Below are 15,172 nucleotides of genomic sequence, written 5' to 3'. Positions count from 1 at the left end.
TATCAAGGTTTTTTATCCCTTAAAGAGCGGTGAAAAAATGATGAATTTTCCCACCGCTCTTTGCCTTGTAGGGACGGACCTATGTGTCCGTCCGCATAAAACAAAAAACAAAGTGCGGTGCAAATTTTATTTATTTTTTGATTGTTTTTAGTAAACTTGCCCACAAATAGATAAACAGAAAACCTTGAAAATCATTCATACAATTTATCATTTCACGCCTGATGAAAACGGACGTGATCCTATATATAAAACCAATGAAAAATACAAAACACAAACAGCCATTTAGCCCATTACAAAAAGCCTTATCTGCTCAATTAACGGAGATGATGAACGTGGATTATCGCCGTCTGAAAGGGCGAATTAAAGGGCTGCATCAAATCAAAAATCCACAAACCCAAGAAAAAGTCGCAGCAGAAATTCAATTACAAATTCAGCAGGCGCAAGCACGTTTACATCAACGGAAAAGTGCGGTTGGAAAAATTGAATTTCCTGAAAACTTGCCCGTAAGCCAGCACAAAGATGAAATTCTCAAAGCTATTGAAGAAAACCAAGTGGTGATTATTGCAGGCGAAACGGGGTCAGGTAAAACCACCCAATTGCCAAAAATGTGCCTTGCATTAGGTCGTGGAAAAAAAGGCTTGATCGGACACACCCAACCGCGCCGCATTGCCGCACGCTCTGTGGCAACACGCATTGCAGAAGAGCTACATTGTGAGCTAGGAACGCTGGTGGGCTATAAGGTGCGTTTTAATGATCAAATCAGTGATGATACTCAAATTAAGCTGATGACAGATGGTATTTTACTCGCCGAAATTCAAAGTGATCCTTTTTTAAATCAATACGATACTTTGATCATTGACGAAGCTCACGAACGCAGCCTAAATAACGATTTTATTCTTGGTTATTTAAAACAGCTGTTGCCAAAACGCCCAGATTTAAAAGTGATTATCACCTCGGCAACCATTGATGTAGAGCGTTTTTCGCGTCATTTTAATAATGCACCGATTATTGAGGTTTCGGGGCGAACGTTCCCTGTGGAGGTGCGTTATCGCCCTATCGCAGAGAATGAAGAGCAAGATCAGTTGCAAGGCATTCTCGATGCCGTAGAGGAATTGCAGGCTGAGGGGCGGGGCGATATTTTGATTTTTCTCAATGGTGAGCGTGAAATTCGTGATACCGCGGAAGCCTTGGAAAAACAGCACTTAAAACATACGGAAATCCTACCGCTCTTTGCTCGCTTATCGGCACAAGAGCAAAACAAAATTTTTCACCCAAGTGGCTTAAATCGTATTGTGCTTGCCACCAACGTGGCAGAAACTTCACTGACCGTGCCAGGGATTAAATATGTGATCGACCCCGGCACGGCGCGCATTTCCCGTTATAGTTACCGTACCAAAGTACAACGCCTGCCTATTGAGCCGATTTCACAAGCTTCGGCAAATCAACGCAAAGGCCGTTGTGGACGGGTATCCGAAGGGATTTGTATCCGCCTGTATTCGGAAGAGGATTTTAATCAGCGCCCAGAATTTACCGATCCTGAAATTTTGCGTACCAATCTCGCCTCGGTTATTTTGCAAATGACCGCCCTTGGGCTTGATGATGTTAGTGCATTTCCTTTCGTAGATGCCCCTGACAAACGCCATATTCAAGACGGCATTAAGTTATTGGAAGAATTGCAAGCCTTCCAAATCGTGAAAACCAAGCACGGCGAAAAACGTCAGCTCACCCAGATTGGACGCCAGCTTGCTCAGCTACCTGTTGATCCTCGTTTGGGGCGAATGATGATTGAAGCGGCGAAGCTCGGTTGTTTGCACGAAGTGATGATCATCGTGGCAGCCCTTTCCATTCAAGATCCTAGAGAGCGTCCACAAGAAAAACAACAAGCGGCAGATGAAAAACATCGCCGTTTTGCGGATAAAAAATCCGATTTTCTCGCGTTCTTAAACTTGTGGAATTATCTGCAAGAACAGCAAAAAGCCTTGAGCAAAAATCAGTTCCGCCGTTTGTGTCAGAAAGATTATTTGAATTATATCCGCGTGCGGGAATGGCAAGATATTTATCATCAAATCCGCCTTACCGTGCGTGAGATGGGCTTGCCGATTAATTCACAAGCGGCAGAATATCCGCAAATTCACACCGCACTTTTATCGGGTTTGCTTTCTCATATTGGTATGAAAGAAGCGGAAAAACAGCAATATTTAGGCGCAAGAAATGCCCATTTTGCAATTTTTCCTAATTCCGTGCTATTCAAGAAGCAGCCCAAATGGTGTATGGCAGCGGAATTAGTGGAAACCTCCAAATTATGGGGACGAATGCTGGCAGAGATCGATCCCGAATGGATTGAGCCATTGGCACAGCATTTAGTGAAAAAATCTTATGCCGAGCCTCGCTGGTCAAAATCCAAAGGGGCGGTTATCGCCAATGAAAAAGTCACCCTTTATGGCGTGCCGATTGTGGCAAGTCGTCCTGTGAACTATGGCAAAATTGATCCTGCGGTGAGCCGTGAAATTTTCATTCAATCTGCCTTGGTGGAAGGAAATTGGCACACGAAACACACCTTCTTCTTGCAAAATCAACGGCTGATTCGCGAAGTGGAAGAGTTAGAGCATAAAACACGCCGCCGAGATATTTTGGTGGACGAACGCCGTTTATTTGAATTTTATGATCAACGCATTGGCACAGAAGTGGTGTCGCAAAAGCATTTTGATACTTGGTGGAAAAAAGCGCGGCAAAAAGATCCTGAATTGCTAAATTTTGAAAAAGCCTTTCTCACCAATGATAACGCCAATGTCAGCGAGCTAGATTTTCCTAATTTCTGGCATCAAGGCAATTTAAAATTAAAGCTTAGCTATCAATTTGAACCGGGTATGGAAGCCGATGGCGTAACCGTGCATATTCCTTTGCCACTGCTTAACCAAGTGGAAATGCAGGGCTTTGACTGGCAAATTCCGGGCTTACGCAAAGAATTGATTATCGCCCTGATTAAATCCTTACCAAAAACATTACGTCGCCATTTTGTGCCAGCACCGAATTATGCGGAAGCCTTTCTTGGCCGCGTGAATGATGTGGACAAACCCTTGCTAGAAACGTTGTCTGCGGAATTACGCAAAATCACAGGTGTTTATGTTGCCCCTGATGAATGGAATCTCGCGCAAATTCCACCGCACTTAACAATGACATTCCGTGTGGTTAATGAAAAAGGTAAGAAAATTGCCGAGAGCAAAAATTTAGATGAACTCAAAGTGAGTCTGAAAGAGCAAGTGCAGGAAACCTTGTCAGCGGTGGCAGATGAAGGCATTGAGCAAACAGGGATTCATTTATGGAATTTCAACCAATTACCACAATATTATGAGCAGAAAAAACAAGGCTTTACCATCAAAGCCTATCCTGCCATTGTGGACGAAAAAGATTCTGTTGGGATCAAATTATTTGAAACAGAATTTGAGCAAGCTGTCGCAATGGAACAGGGACTACGCCGTTTATTATTGCTTAACGTGCCATCACCGATAAAGTATTTGCACGAAAAACTGCCCAACAAATCAAAATTAGGATTGTATTTCACGCCATTTGGCAAAGTGCTGGAATTGATTGATGATTGTATCGCCTGCGCCGTGGATAAATTGGTGCAAGATTTCGGCGGTTTTGTGTGGAATGAGCAGGATTTTGAACGCCTAAAAGACTATATTCGAGCCAATTTAAACGAAACCACAGTGGATATTGCCAAACAGGTGGAAGAGATTTTGACGCTCGTGTTTGAAATCAACAAACGCTTAAAAGGCAAAATGGATTTCACCTTAGCCTTTGCCCTTTCAGATATTAAAGCGCAAATTAACCATCTTATTTACCCAAATTTTGTGCAGAAAACGGGCTATCAACGCTTGCCAGATTTATTACGTTATTTGCAAGCCATTGATAAACGCATTGACAAATTATTGCAAGATCCCAACCGTGATCGTGCTGCAATGTTGCGGGTAGAAAACGTAGAAAAGGCGTATCAGCAGTTATTATTAAAATTACCAAAATCCAAGCCAATCCCCGCAGAAGTGGCAGAGATCCCTTATATGATCGAGGAACTACGCGTCAGCCTATTCGCCCAACAACTTGGCACGAAATATCCTATTTCGGATAAACGGATTTTGAATGTGATTAATGAGATGGGATAGTCAGGATATAAAATCTTCTCACCGCACAAAATGGATAAACCTTTATGCCAAAAAGTGCGGTGAGTTTTTTTTAATTATTCAAACACCGCCCAAATTGGTGCGTGGTCGGAGGGTTTTTCCATTGCACGAATATCTAGGGCAATACCTGTATCTGTGCAGCGTTCGATTAAATTATTGCTTGCTAAAATATGATCAATGCGTAAGCCGCGGTTATCGTCAAAGCCTTTTGAGCGATAATCAAACCACGAGAATTTATCATTAACTGTCGGGTTTAAATGGCGGAAAGTGTCCGTTAAACCGTAGGCATATAAGCGGTTATACCATTCTCTTTCTTCAGGTAAGAACGAACATTTGCCAGTGCGCAACCAGCGTTTACGATTTTCTTCACCAATACCAATATCCAAATCACTCGGGCTGATATTCATATCACCCATAATAATAATGGGATTGTCTTTATTGTGATCCTGCTCTAAATAACGTTGCAAATCTGCATAAAATTTTTCTTTAGCAGGGAATTTTGTTTCGTGCTTGCGGCTTTCCCCTTGTGGAAAGTAACCGTTGATTACTGTAAGCAAACCAAATTCGGTTTCCATTTCTGCCATAATGATGCGTTTTTGTGCATCCGCCTCATCTGTAGGGAAGCCTTTGTGAATGGATTTGGGCGCTTGTTTGAGCAAAAATGCTACGCCATAATGCCCCTTTTGCCCGTGGTGATAAACGTGATAACCCAAGTGTTCCACCAACGCATAAGGGAAATCTTCATCTGCCACCTTAATTTCCTGCAATCCCAAAATATCGGGCTGATACTGTTCAATAATGGCTTCAAGCTGATGAGGTCTTGCTCGTAATCCATTGATATTAAAAGACATTACTTTCATTCAATACGTTCCTAATTGTTCATTTATCAAAATCAGACGGGCATTATACTAAGGTTTGCAAGATTTCAAAAATGATAAAAAATTTCACCGCACTTTGTTTTGTCATTTATCTATTGATTTATATCAGTAAATTGGCATACAAACTTCTTTATGATAATTCCGTTTGCAAATAACAGATTAGGATAAAAATGGAATTGACGTGGGCGTGCTTGGTTGATGAGCAAAAACAATTAATAGAGTGGGATAGTTGTGTAGGGAAAGCCTATTTTGAAATGCTCCCTCAGCTTATTGATTATGCTCAGGCTTTACTTTCTTCCAAGCGAGATAGCTTATGCTTTTATTATCAAACAGAAAATAATCAATGGCTTAATGTGAGTTTACAACGCTATAAGCAGATTTTTACCTTAATGACAGCCCAGCAAACTCAGTTGCCTTTTGAGCTGAGTAAGCGAGAAATTGAAATTCTCACCTTGCTCAGTAGTGGACTAAGCAATGTAGAAATTTCTCAACAGCTTTTTATTAGTGAACGTACTGTTGCCAAACACGTTGAGCATCTTTTTCAAAAAACAAAAATTGAAAATCGGACTAGCTTGGCGGTGTTTGCGGTAACAGAAAATCTGTGCTGTTTGCCAACACCGGGTGATTTATCGCAATCTATTTTAGCAACGTATGAAATTGAAAGCCTTGCGAAAGGGGAAAAACTGCCGCAAAAAGCACTGCACGTTATTCATTCAACAAGGACTTATCCTATTACTATTGGCGTTCCTTATGTGGAACAAGGAATTGGTAAGCTAGATACGCAAGAATTATGCAACGGCTCACAATTAGCAGTGGAAATGATTAACCAACAAGGTGGGATTAATGGGCGGCAAGTGCGGTTAGAAACGGTAGGATTTTGTGTTGATGATCCGCAAAGTATCCATCAAGCATACCAACGATTATTAGATAAAGAAGTTGATGCGATTTCTGCGAGCTATGCCTGCTATTCTCCTGATTTACACGAATGGATTGCCAGTAAAGGAATTCCCTATATTCATCTTGCTACACATAGTGATTTGGGCAAATCTCATCACAATCAGATAAAAAATATTTTTCAGGCGTGTGCCAGCGATATTAACTATGGGGCAGGGGTTGCACGTTTTATTCGAGCTTATCAATTCCATTATCCGCAAGTGATGAAAAATAAAAGGATTTTAGTGATTACAGTTAAATGGCAAAAAATCGATATAGGTATTGAAAATCTTATCTCTCAATTACGTCAGGAACATTGGCAGGTCGATGTTTTGACATTAGAAAAATCTCCACAAGTTTTTGATTATGCGATGAAACAAGTGTGCTATTTTGATCCCACTTTAATCGTGTTTGCTTCTTATTTTGCGGAAGATATTTTGCAATTTTATCAATCTTTTATCCAAAATCCGATTAACGCGATTATTTATAGTATTTACGCACCTTCGGTATTTTTACCGCAAGAACAACAGTGTGAGGGCGTATTGTGGGCAAGTACCACAGGGCTGAGTATGACTTATGCAGGACGCAAATTTTGCCAAGATTATCAACGATTTTTTGATCATCAACCCAGTTATTCACAAGCGAGTGTCGCTTATGATCAAATTCAAATTCTTGCCAATGTTTGGCGACATAGCACTTCCCCAAGGGCGTTTAAAGAAGTCATTAATGGCATTCGTTCCTTAGCTTATACAGGGGTAAATGGCACTTACTATTTTGGTGGAGAAGTGCAAGCAGGGCTGACTTATCCTGATAACACCCAAGATCTTTCTATTAGCCAACCTCATTTACTTTTTCAGATTCAACAAGGAAAAAGCACGGTGATAGCGCCTGACGTTTTTGCTGAATCTGTCTTTAAGTTGCCTCATTGGTTTCGGCTTTAGTTCCTTTCTTTTGCGATAAATCAAACTTTCTAATACTTATTGGGTAAATACGTAACTTTACGTATTGAGATCCCTTATTCTAAATTTATAATCCAAATTATTATTTCTACCTATTTTGATGTATTTGTTTGATGTGGGGGAGTTATGGCGAAATTGAATAAGAAATTTGTATTAGGCGGTTTGTTTGGCGTGTTGCTTGGTGTGGGCGTGTTTGCGGGAACGCAATATGCAATGAAAGCTACCAGCAGCACTGAATTTTGTGTGAGCTGCCATTCTATGGAAATTCCAAAGGAAGAATGGGAAGGAAGCGTACATTTTTCTAATCGCAAAGGTATTCGTGCGGAATGTGCAGATTGTCATATTCCGCAAGATTCCGCATTTCATTATGTGAAAACCAAGGTGATGGCGTTAAAAGATGTGTGGAATACCGTTGTAGTCGATAAATTGCCAGACCAAGAAGCCTATGAAACCCATCGTTTAGCTATGGCGAAACAGGTTTGGGCGGAGATGAAAGAAAACGATTCGGCCACTTGTAAAAGTTGTCATAGTGCTGAAGCAATGGTGCTTTCAGAGCAATCAGAAGCCGCGCAGAAAATGCATAAAATAGCACAGGAAACCAATCAAACGTGCATTGATTGCCATAAAGGCATTGTGCATTTTATGCCTGAAATGGACGTTGATAACCAAGAAGCCAGTGGTGAGTTAAGTAAACACGGCGGGGAGTTTAGCCCACAGGATAAAACCTTATATAGCCTCGCGATGAGTAATGTCAATATTGCTGATGGGGGCAGTATTCGACTAATGCCTTATGCTGAATTGACCGATTGGAAAGCCACGGGGGATCAAGTTTCAGCGACGATCACAGGCTGGCAGCAAGCTGGGGCGGAAAGCATTCTTTATATGGATTTAGGTAAACGCATTATGGTGGCGTTATTGGAAGATGTGCCGCAAGATAAAATGCAGGTGTTACGTTCTGTTTATGATGAAGTTACCGCTTCAGATTGGAAGGAAGTCCGTTTGCAAATTAATGCACCGAAATCTATTTTAACGGCAAATTTGACCGCACTTAATCAATTTGGTCACAATTTGAATGAAACCTATTGTAGTGGTTGCCACGCTGCAATTGGGGCAGATCATTACACCGCGAATCAATGGATTGGTGTGGTGAACTCAATGAAAAATCGTACATCAATGTCAGCAGATGATGTCCGCACACTCACGATTTATTTACAACGTAATAGTAAGGATAAAGTGGGCGCATCACATTAATAGTTTCCATTTGGAATATCGCTAAAATTATTTAGCACTGGTTTGACTCCGAGCTTGTGATCCTAAGTCGAAAGATATGGAAGCAATGCCTGCAACTTGATTGCACAATGGTATGGTTAGAAATGATTATGCCACTCGTTTTAGAAAGGTGTCGTAAGTTAAACTCATAGCATTTTATAAGTGCGGTGCAAATTTTCAGAATTTTCCCCAGATATAAAATGCCGTGGAAAGTCATACTGAGGTGAACAATGAAAAAACAAGACAACATTAATGCAAGTCGCCGTGATTTTATTAAACATTCTTCATTAGGTCTTGCTGGAACATCTTTATCAGGTGGGGTAGTAGGATCGTTGGTATCTTCTAAAGCATTGGCGGCAGAGCAAAACACGGTGGTTACTGCGGCACACTGGGGGCCTTTAGGCGTGGTTGTGGAAGACGGTAAAGTGGTGAAGTCAGGCCCTGCGATTCCTGCACCGCTAACCAATGAGTTGCAATCTGTGGTTGCCGATCAGCTTTATAGCGAAACCCGTGTTAAATATCCAATGGTGCGTAAGGGCTATTTAGAAGGCAACAAAGATACCACCTTGCGTGGACGTGATGAATGGGTGCGCGTATCTTGGGAGCAGGCCTTTGATCTTGTGGCAAAAGAGATGAAACGGGTGAGAGATAGCTACGGTGCAACAGGGATTTATGCTGGCTCTTATGGTTGGTACAGCTCAGGCTCACTACACGCAGCACGTACCTTGCTACATCGTTACCTTAACGTAACGGGTGGTTTTGTTGGCTCAAAAGGGGATTATTCTACCGGGGCTGCACAAGTGATTATGCCGCACGTTTTAGGCACAATTGAAGTTTATGAGCAACAAACCAGCTGGGAAACCATTTTAGAAAGTTCAGAGATTGTTGTGTTATGGTCGGCAAATCCACTCACAACCTTACGCATTGCGTGGACATCTACGGATCAAGAAGGCTTAGCTTATTTCAAAAAATTAAAAGAGAGCGGCAAACGTATTATCTGTATTGATCCTGTGCGTAGCGAAAGTTGCGAATTTTTAGGTGCAGAGTGGATCCCGATTAATACAGCAACTGACGTGCCACTAATGCTAGGGATTGCACATACCTTAGTGAGCGAAGACAAGCACGACAAAGCCTTCTTGAAAAAATACACGTCAGGCTACGATAAATTTGAAGAATATTTATTAGGCAAAACAGATGGGCAGCCAAAAGATGCCACTTGGGCAAGCAAATTAACTGGCGTACCAGTAGAGGTGATTAAGCAACTTGCCAATGATTTTGTGACTAAACGCACAATGTTAATGGGCGGTTGGGGAATGCAACGTCAACGCCACGGTGAGCAAAGCCACTGGATGATGGTAACGCTGGCTTCTATGCTCGGACAAATTGGTTTACCGGGCGGCGGCTTCGGCTTTAGTTATCACTATGCCAATGGTGGTGTGCCAACTGCAACAGGCGGAATTTTAGGTTCGATCACCGCAAATCCAGCCGTACAAGCAGGGGAAAAAACGTGGCTTGATGAAACATCAAAAATGGCATTTCCTGTGGCACGAGTGGCAGATGCTTTACTTAACCCCGGCAAAACGATTCAATATAATGGCACGGAAATTACCTATCCCGATATTAAATTAGTGTATTGGGCGGGTGGTAATCCATTTGTACATCATCAAGATACCAATACCTTAGTGAAAGCCTTCCATAAGCCAGATACCTTTATTGTGAATGAAGTAAACTGGACACCAACGGCACGAATGGCAGATATTGTATTACCTGTAACAACAAGTTATGAGCGTAACGACTTAACAATGTCAGGCGATTATTCAATGATGAATATCTACCCAATGAAACAAGTTGTGCCACCGCAATTTGAAGCGAAAAGTGATTATGACATCTTCACCGAATTAGCGAAGCGTGCTGGTGTGGAAGAACAATTCACCGAAAATAAATCGGAAATGGATTGGTTAAAAGGTTTCTACCAAACGGCATTTGATGCGGCACGCAAAAACCGTGTATTAATGCCTAAATTCGAGAAATTCTGGGAAGAAAATAAACCGATTACTTTCAAAGCCAATGAAAAAGCGAAAAAATGGGTGCGTTACGAAGAGTTCCGCAATGATCCATTATTGAATCCATTGGGTACACCATCAGGTAAAATTGAAATTTATTCTGATGTGGTAGCCAAAATGAATTATGACGATTGCAAAGGCTATCCAAGCTGGATGGAACCGGCAGAATTTGCTGGCAACACCACCGCAGAAGCGCCTTTAGCTTTAGTTACACCACACCCATATTACCGCTTGCACAGTCAGCTTGCGCATACTTCATTACGTCAAAAATATGCCGTGAATGATCGTGAGCCAGTGTTGATTCATAAAGATGATGCGGCAACGCGTGGTATTATTGATGGTGATATTGTGCGAATTTTCAATTCCCGTGGACAGGTGCTTGCAGGGGCTGTGGTTACTGATGGCATTATCAAAGGCACAGTAGCCTTGCACGAAGGGGCTTGGTACGATCCTGCGGATCTTGGACAATCGGATAAACCATTGTGTAAAAATGGCTGCCCGAATGTGCTTACTCGCGATGAAGGCACGTCAAAACTTGCACAGGGTAATTCGCCAAACACTTGTATTGTACAAGTAGAAAAATTCACTGGCGAAGCGCCAGCCGTAACGGTGTTTAAACAACCGAAACAATCGGCATAACTGCTTAGTAACATAAAAAATCAGCCTTAAGGGCTGATTTTTTTATTGCCGTACTTTAAAAGTGCGGTGGTTTTTTTGTGAATTTTTTAGGCTAAGATTAAATTTTCTAGTGCTGTTTTTGTTATCTTCCAGAAAAACAAAAACTCAGCGATGGGCTGAGTTTTATATTCACTAATGAAGTGCGGTACTTTTTTTATGAATTTCCAACAAATTTTCTTCTTTTTTTGGCATTTGTAGATAAAAGCCTTGTTGTTGGATTTTTTCTAGCACTTCTTGGTTATCTGCGTTGATGAGCGATTTTTCGCCTTTAAGATTAAATAGCATTACAAAAATGGGCGTGCCGAAACTGTCGCGTAGGGTTTCAGGTATGGACGAGAAATCATCGCGTTTAGCAATGTATAAGTACATTCCTTCTTTTTTCTTACTTTTATAAATAGCGCAGAGCATAAGGCTTCCTATTATCCAGCTTGTTTATTTTTGCGTGATTTTTTCCATTTCCACAATACAATCAGGGCCACTACGCCGATAATGGCGTAAATAAGAAACTGCCCCTTGTGGATTTGCTCATTCAACCAATCTAAATTACTTGCGCCAAAATGCCCTAAATAAACCCAAATTGGCACAGAAATTATGGCAGCAAGAAAATCAATCAGCACAAAACGGACAAAACTTACACGGCGGGTAATGCCTGAAACCATATAAATTGGCGCTCTTAAGCCGGGGAGAAAACGGGCGGTGAAGAGGACACGATTGCCGTATTTATCAAATTGCGAACGCACCATTTGCAAGCGTTTTAAGGTAAGCATTTTGCGAATTGGACGGAAACGCAAGATTTTTACCCCATAAGCGCGACCTAACCAATACATTGTGCTGTCGCCGATTAACACTCCCAACATACTCACCACTAACATAATATGCGGATTTGTATAACCTAAGCCAGAAATGACGCCGCCTGACACAAGGGTAATATCTTCAGGAATTGGTACGCCGAAACCACAGATGATCAAAACAAACAAAACAGCAAAGTAGCCGTAGTCAGTAAAAAAGTTGATTAAAAATTCCATATCAAATCCGCATTTAATTAAATATAAAAGTTATTAATGGTTATTTAGCTTTTCACGAAAGGCCAAGATTTGCTCTTCAATACCCTGTGCGTCTAGTTTTAAATCTGCCAAAATTTCTTGTTGTGTACCTTGTGGAATGAAGAAATCTGGCAAGCCTAATTGTAAAAGTGCGGTGGTTTTTGGCTGAGAATTTAGCACTTCTGCCACGGCACTGCCTGCACCGCCTTGAATGGCGTTTTCTTCGAGTGTCACTAATAATGAGTGGTTTTCAGCAAGTTGCAAAATTAACGCTTCATCAATCGGTTTAACAAATCGCATATCCACAAGGGTGGCGTTTAATTTTTCGGCTACGGCTTTGGCGTTTGGTAATAGCGTACCGAAATTTAAAATGGCGATCTTTTCCCCTTCGCGCAACACTTTCCCCTTGCCGAGCGGTAGCATTGCTAATGGCTCAAGCTCAACTCCAATGGCATTGCCACGCGGATAGCGCACGGCGGCAGGTTTACCGCATTGATAGCCGGTATAAAGCATTTGGCGACATTCATTTTCATCGCTTGGGGTCATAATCACTAAATTTGGAATACAGCGCATAAAGCTAATGTCGAAGGCGCCTTGGTGGGTTTGTCCGTCTGCGCCCACCACGCCTGCGCGGTCGATGGCAAATAACACAGGCAGATTTTGAATGGCGACATCGTGAATCACCTGATCGTAGGCACGTTGTAAGAAGGTGGAATAAATGGCTACCACAGGTTTAAACCCAGCAATCGCCAAGCCCGCAGCAAAAGTAACGGCGTGTTGTTCGGCAATGGCAACATCAAAATATTGTTGTGGGAAGCGGTTGGAAAATTCAACCATTCCTGAACCTTCACGCATCGCAGGGGTGATACTGATTAATTTCGGATCTTGCTCTGCCATTTCACATAGCCAGTTGCCGAAAATTTGCGAATAGGTTGGGGTAGTGGACTTTGGCAATTTTCCGCTTGTGGGATCGAATTTCGGCACACCGTGGAAGCCGATTGGATCTTGTTCCGCAGGGGCATAGCCTTTGCCTTTTTTGGTTTTAATATGTAAGAATTGAGGCCCTTTCAGAGTGCTCATATTTTTCAACGTGCTAATTAATTCGTCCACATTATGGCCGTCAATTGGGCCGATATAGTTAAAGCCTAGCTCTTCAAACATTGTGCCAATCGGTGAAACGAAGCCTTTAACGTGTTCTTCTGTTTTCTTCACAAATTCTTTAATTGGCGGCACGCCAGAGAGAATTTTTTTGCCCCCCTCGCGCAAGGTGGAATAGAAAGAACCAGAAAACAAGCGAGCAAGATAGTTGTTCAGCGCGCCCACATTTTCTGAAATGGACATTTCGTTATCATTGAGAATCACCAACATATCGGTGTGCAAGGCGCCAGCGTGATTGAGCGCTTCAAAGGCCATTCCTGCGGTGATTGCGCCATCGCCAATAACACAAACCGTTTTGCGCCCTGCGTTCTCTTTTTCGGCTGCCACGGCAATGCCAAGCCCAGCGCTAATAGAAGTGGAAGAATGCCCCACACTTAACACATCAAATTCGCTTTCATCACGCCACGGGAAAGGGTGAAGCCCGTTTTTTTGGCGAATGGTGGACATTTTATCACGGCGTCCAGTGAGAATTTTATGCGGATAGGCTTGATGCCCCACGTCCCAAATGAGCTGATCGAATGGCGTGTTGAACACATAATGCAAGGCAACGGTGAGTTCTACCGTGCCTAAGCCAGAAGCCAAATGGCCGCTACTTTGACTAACACTTTCCAACAAATATCCGCGTAATTCATTACAAAGTTGGGGAAGTTGATCTTTATTTAAAAGACGCAAATCGTCCGGTGAATTAATCAGTGATAAAAGAGGATATTTTTCCATTGTTAATCAAATCCAAAAAAGGGTTAAATTTCGACCGCACTTTAATAATACAAGGCTTAGGCGGTGTCCAATATATTAATTTTTTCTTGTTACAATAAACTCGCTCAATGCCTTTAATGGCGAGCTATCAAAAGGCAATTTGGCTAAGGCATCAAGGGCTTGTTGATGAAGTTCTTGCGCTTTTTCTTTCGCCCCTTGCAAGCCGAGTAATTTCGGGTAAGTGCTTTTATCTGCGGCTAAATCTGCGCCAACAGTTTTGCCGAGAAGCTCGCTTTCGCCTTCAATATCTAAAATATCATCTTGCACTTGGAAAGCCAGCCCAATGGCATCGGCATAATGGCTTAATTGCTGATATAAGCCTTCATCAGCAAAATGGGGGGAACAAAGAAAGCCCATTTTTAATGCACAACTGAGCAATGCTCCTGTTTTGTTTCGATGAATGCGTTCTAATTCGGTTAAGCTAACTTGCTGATGTTCTGCTTGCAAATCAAGGCTTTGTCCTAAACACATTCCTTGCGCGCCCGAAGCTTTGGCCAATTCTTTCACGAGTGCAAGGCATTGCTTGGAAGATAAATTCGGTATTTGGCTGATTAATTCAAAAGCAAAAGCTTGCAACGCATCGCCCGCTAAAATTGCAGTGGCTTCATCAAAGGCAATATGGCAAGTGGGTTGACCACGGCGTAAACGATCGTTGTCCATTGCGGGCAAATCATCGTGAACTAAAGAATAAGCGTGAATTGCTTCAATGCTGGCTGCTGCATAATCCAAGGTTTCAATAGGCGCGCCTAGCATTTTCCCTGTGGCATAAACCAAAAACGGACGAACCCGCTTTCCCCCCAATAAAAGCGCATATTTCATCGCTTCCGCAAGGGGAGAAGGTTGCGTGTCAATTTGCTCAAATTGTTGCTCGAGAAATTGATTGATCCGCTGTTGAAGTTGTTGTAAATCCTGTGCAAATTGGTACATAGCAGTGGCTTAGTTATTGGGTTGCTTATTCGTTGTTTTGATAGTCGCTTAATTCTGCTTTATCGCTTTTCGACAGTAAAATTTGAATACGCTGTTCCGCTTGTTGTAAACGCGCTTGACCTAATTGCGCCAGCTTAATTCCGCTTTCAAAATCCTTTAACGCCTGTTCTAAAGGCAATTCGCCACTTTCTAAACGAGCAACAATGCTTTCTAATTGGGTTAAGGTGGTTTCAAAATCTAAGCTGTTTTCGTCTGTGGTAGGTTTGCGTGCCATTGTTTTTCCTAAGTTCAAGCTAAATAAATGCCACATTGTACTGTATTTTTATG

The 15,172-nt window shown here is 42.1% G+C and carries 10 protein-coding genes and 1 riboswitch; of the genes, 4 read left to right on the top strand and 6 right to left on the bottom strand.

From position 1 onward, the window contains the following. Positions 1-254: 254 nt before the first annotated feature. On the top strand, positions 255-4,163 hold the full coding sequence (hrpA, locus tag DYC50_RS07875; protein WP_115249714.1) for an ATP-dependent RNA helicase HrpA: 3,909 nt from the start codon (positions 255-257) through the stop codon (positions 4,161-4,163). Positions 4,164-4,237: 74 nt separating this feature from the next. Here the strand turns inward: hrpA and xthA are convergent, their stop codons facing one another. Beyond that, complete coding sequence (xthA, locus tag DYC50_RS07870; RefSeq protein WP_115249713.1) at positions 4,238-5,041, bottom strand: exodeoxyribonuclease III; 804 nt, start codon at positions 5,039-5,041, stop codon at positions 4,238-4,240. A 188-nt stretch (positions 5,042-5,229) separates the two neighbouring features. Here xthA and DYC50_RS07865 point away from each other — a divergent pair, with 188 nt between their 5' ends. From DYC50_RS07865 to torA, 3 genes are all read left to right on the top strand, one after another. After that, complete coding sequence (locus DYC50_RS07865) at positions 5,230-6,933, top strand: ABC transporter substrate-binding protein (protein ID WP_115249712.1); 1,704 nt, start codon at positions 5,230-5,232, stop codon at positions 6,931-6,933. 144 nt (positions 6,934-7,077) lie between these two features. Next, on the top strand, positions 7,078-8,202 hold the full coding sequence (locus DYC50_RS07860; RefSeq protein ID WP_115249711.1) for a NapC/NirT family cytochrome c: 1,125 nt from the start codon (positions 7,078-7,080) through the stop codon (positions 8,200-8,202). Between the two features lie 34 nt (positions 8,203-8,236). Beyond that, a riboswitch (molybdenum cofactor riboswitch) is annotated at positions 8,237-8,369 on the top strand. Positions 8,370-8,450: 81 nt separating this feature from the next. Further along, entirely contained in the window at positions 8,451-10,922 is a 2,472-nt protein-coding gene (torA, locus tag DYC50_RS07855; protein ID WP_115249710.1) for a trimethylamine-N-oxide reductase TorA, read from the top strand. A gap of 171 nt (positions 10,923-11,093) precedes the next feature. Here the strand turns inward: torA and DYC50_RS07850 are convergent, their stop codons facing one another. From DYC50_RS07850 to xseB, 5 genes are all read right to left on the bottom strand, one after another. Then, on the bottom strand, positions 11,094-11,369 hold the full coding sequence (locus DYC50_RS07850; RefSeq protein ID WP_115249709.1) for a YcgL domain-containing protein: 276 nt from the start codon (positions 11,367-11,369) through the stop codon (positions 11,094-11,096). An 11-nt stretch (positions 11,370-11,380) separates the two neighbouring features. Then, on the bottom strand, positions 11,381-11,986 hold the full coding sequence (locus DYC50_RS07845) for a DedA family protein (RefSeq protein WP_115249708.1): 606 nt from the start codon (positions 11,984-11,986) through the stop codon (positions 11,381-11,383). Positions 11,987-12,019: 33 nt separating this feature from the next. Continuing rightward, a complete protein-coding gene (gene dxs, locus DYC50_RS07840) occupies positions 12,020-13,879 on the bottom strand; it encodes a 1-deoxy-D-xylulose-5-phosphate synthase (RefSeq protein ID WP_115249707.1) in 1,860 nt (619 codons plus the stop codon). A gap of 75 nt (positions 13,880-13,954) precedes the next feature. Then, a complete protein-coding gene (gene ispA / locus DYC50_RS07835; RefSeq protein ID WP_115249706.1) occupies positions 13,955-14,845 on the bottom strand; it encodes a (2E,6E)-farnesyl diphosphate synthase in 891 nt (296 codons plus the stop codon). A gap of 25 nt (positions 14,846-14,870) precedes the next feature. Beyond that, positions 14,871-15,119, bottom strand: coding sequence for an exodeoxyribonuclease VII small subunit (gene xseB, locus DYC50_RS07830; protein ID WP_103852912.1), 249 nt, complete (start codon positions 15,117-15,119; stop codon positions 14,871-14,873). Between the last annotated feature and the right edge of the window lie 53 nt (positions 15,120-15,172).

Source organism: Avibacterium avium (genome assembly GCF_900454535.1).
Classification (GTDB): domain Bacteria; phylum Pseudomonadota; class Gammaproteobacteria; order Enterobacterales; family Pasteurellaceae; genus Avibacterium; species Avibacterium avium.
The sequence above is the reverse complement of the archived record's forward strand: the minus strand, read 5'-3'. Positions and strand labels throughout refer to the sequence as shown.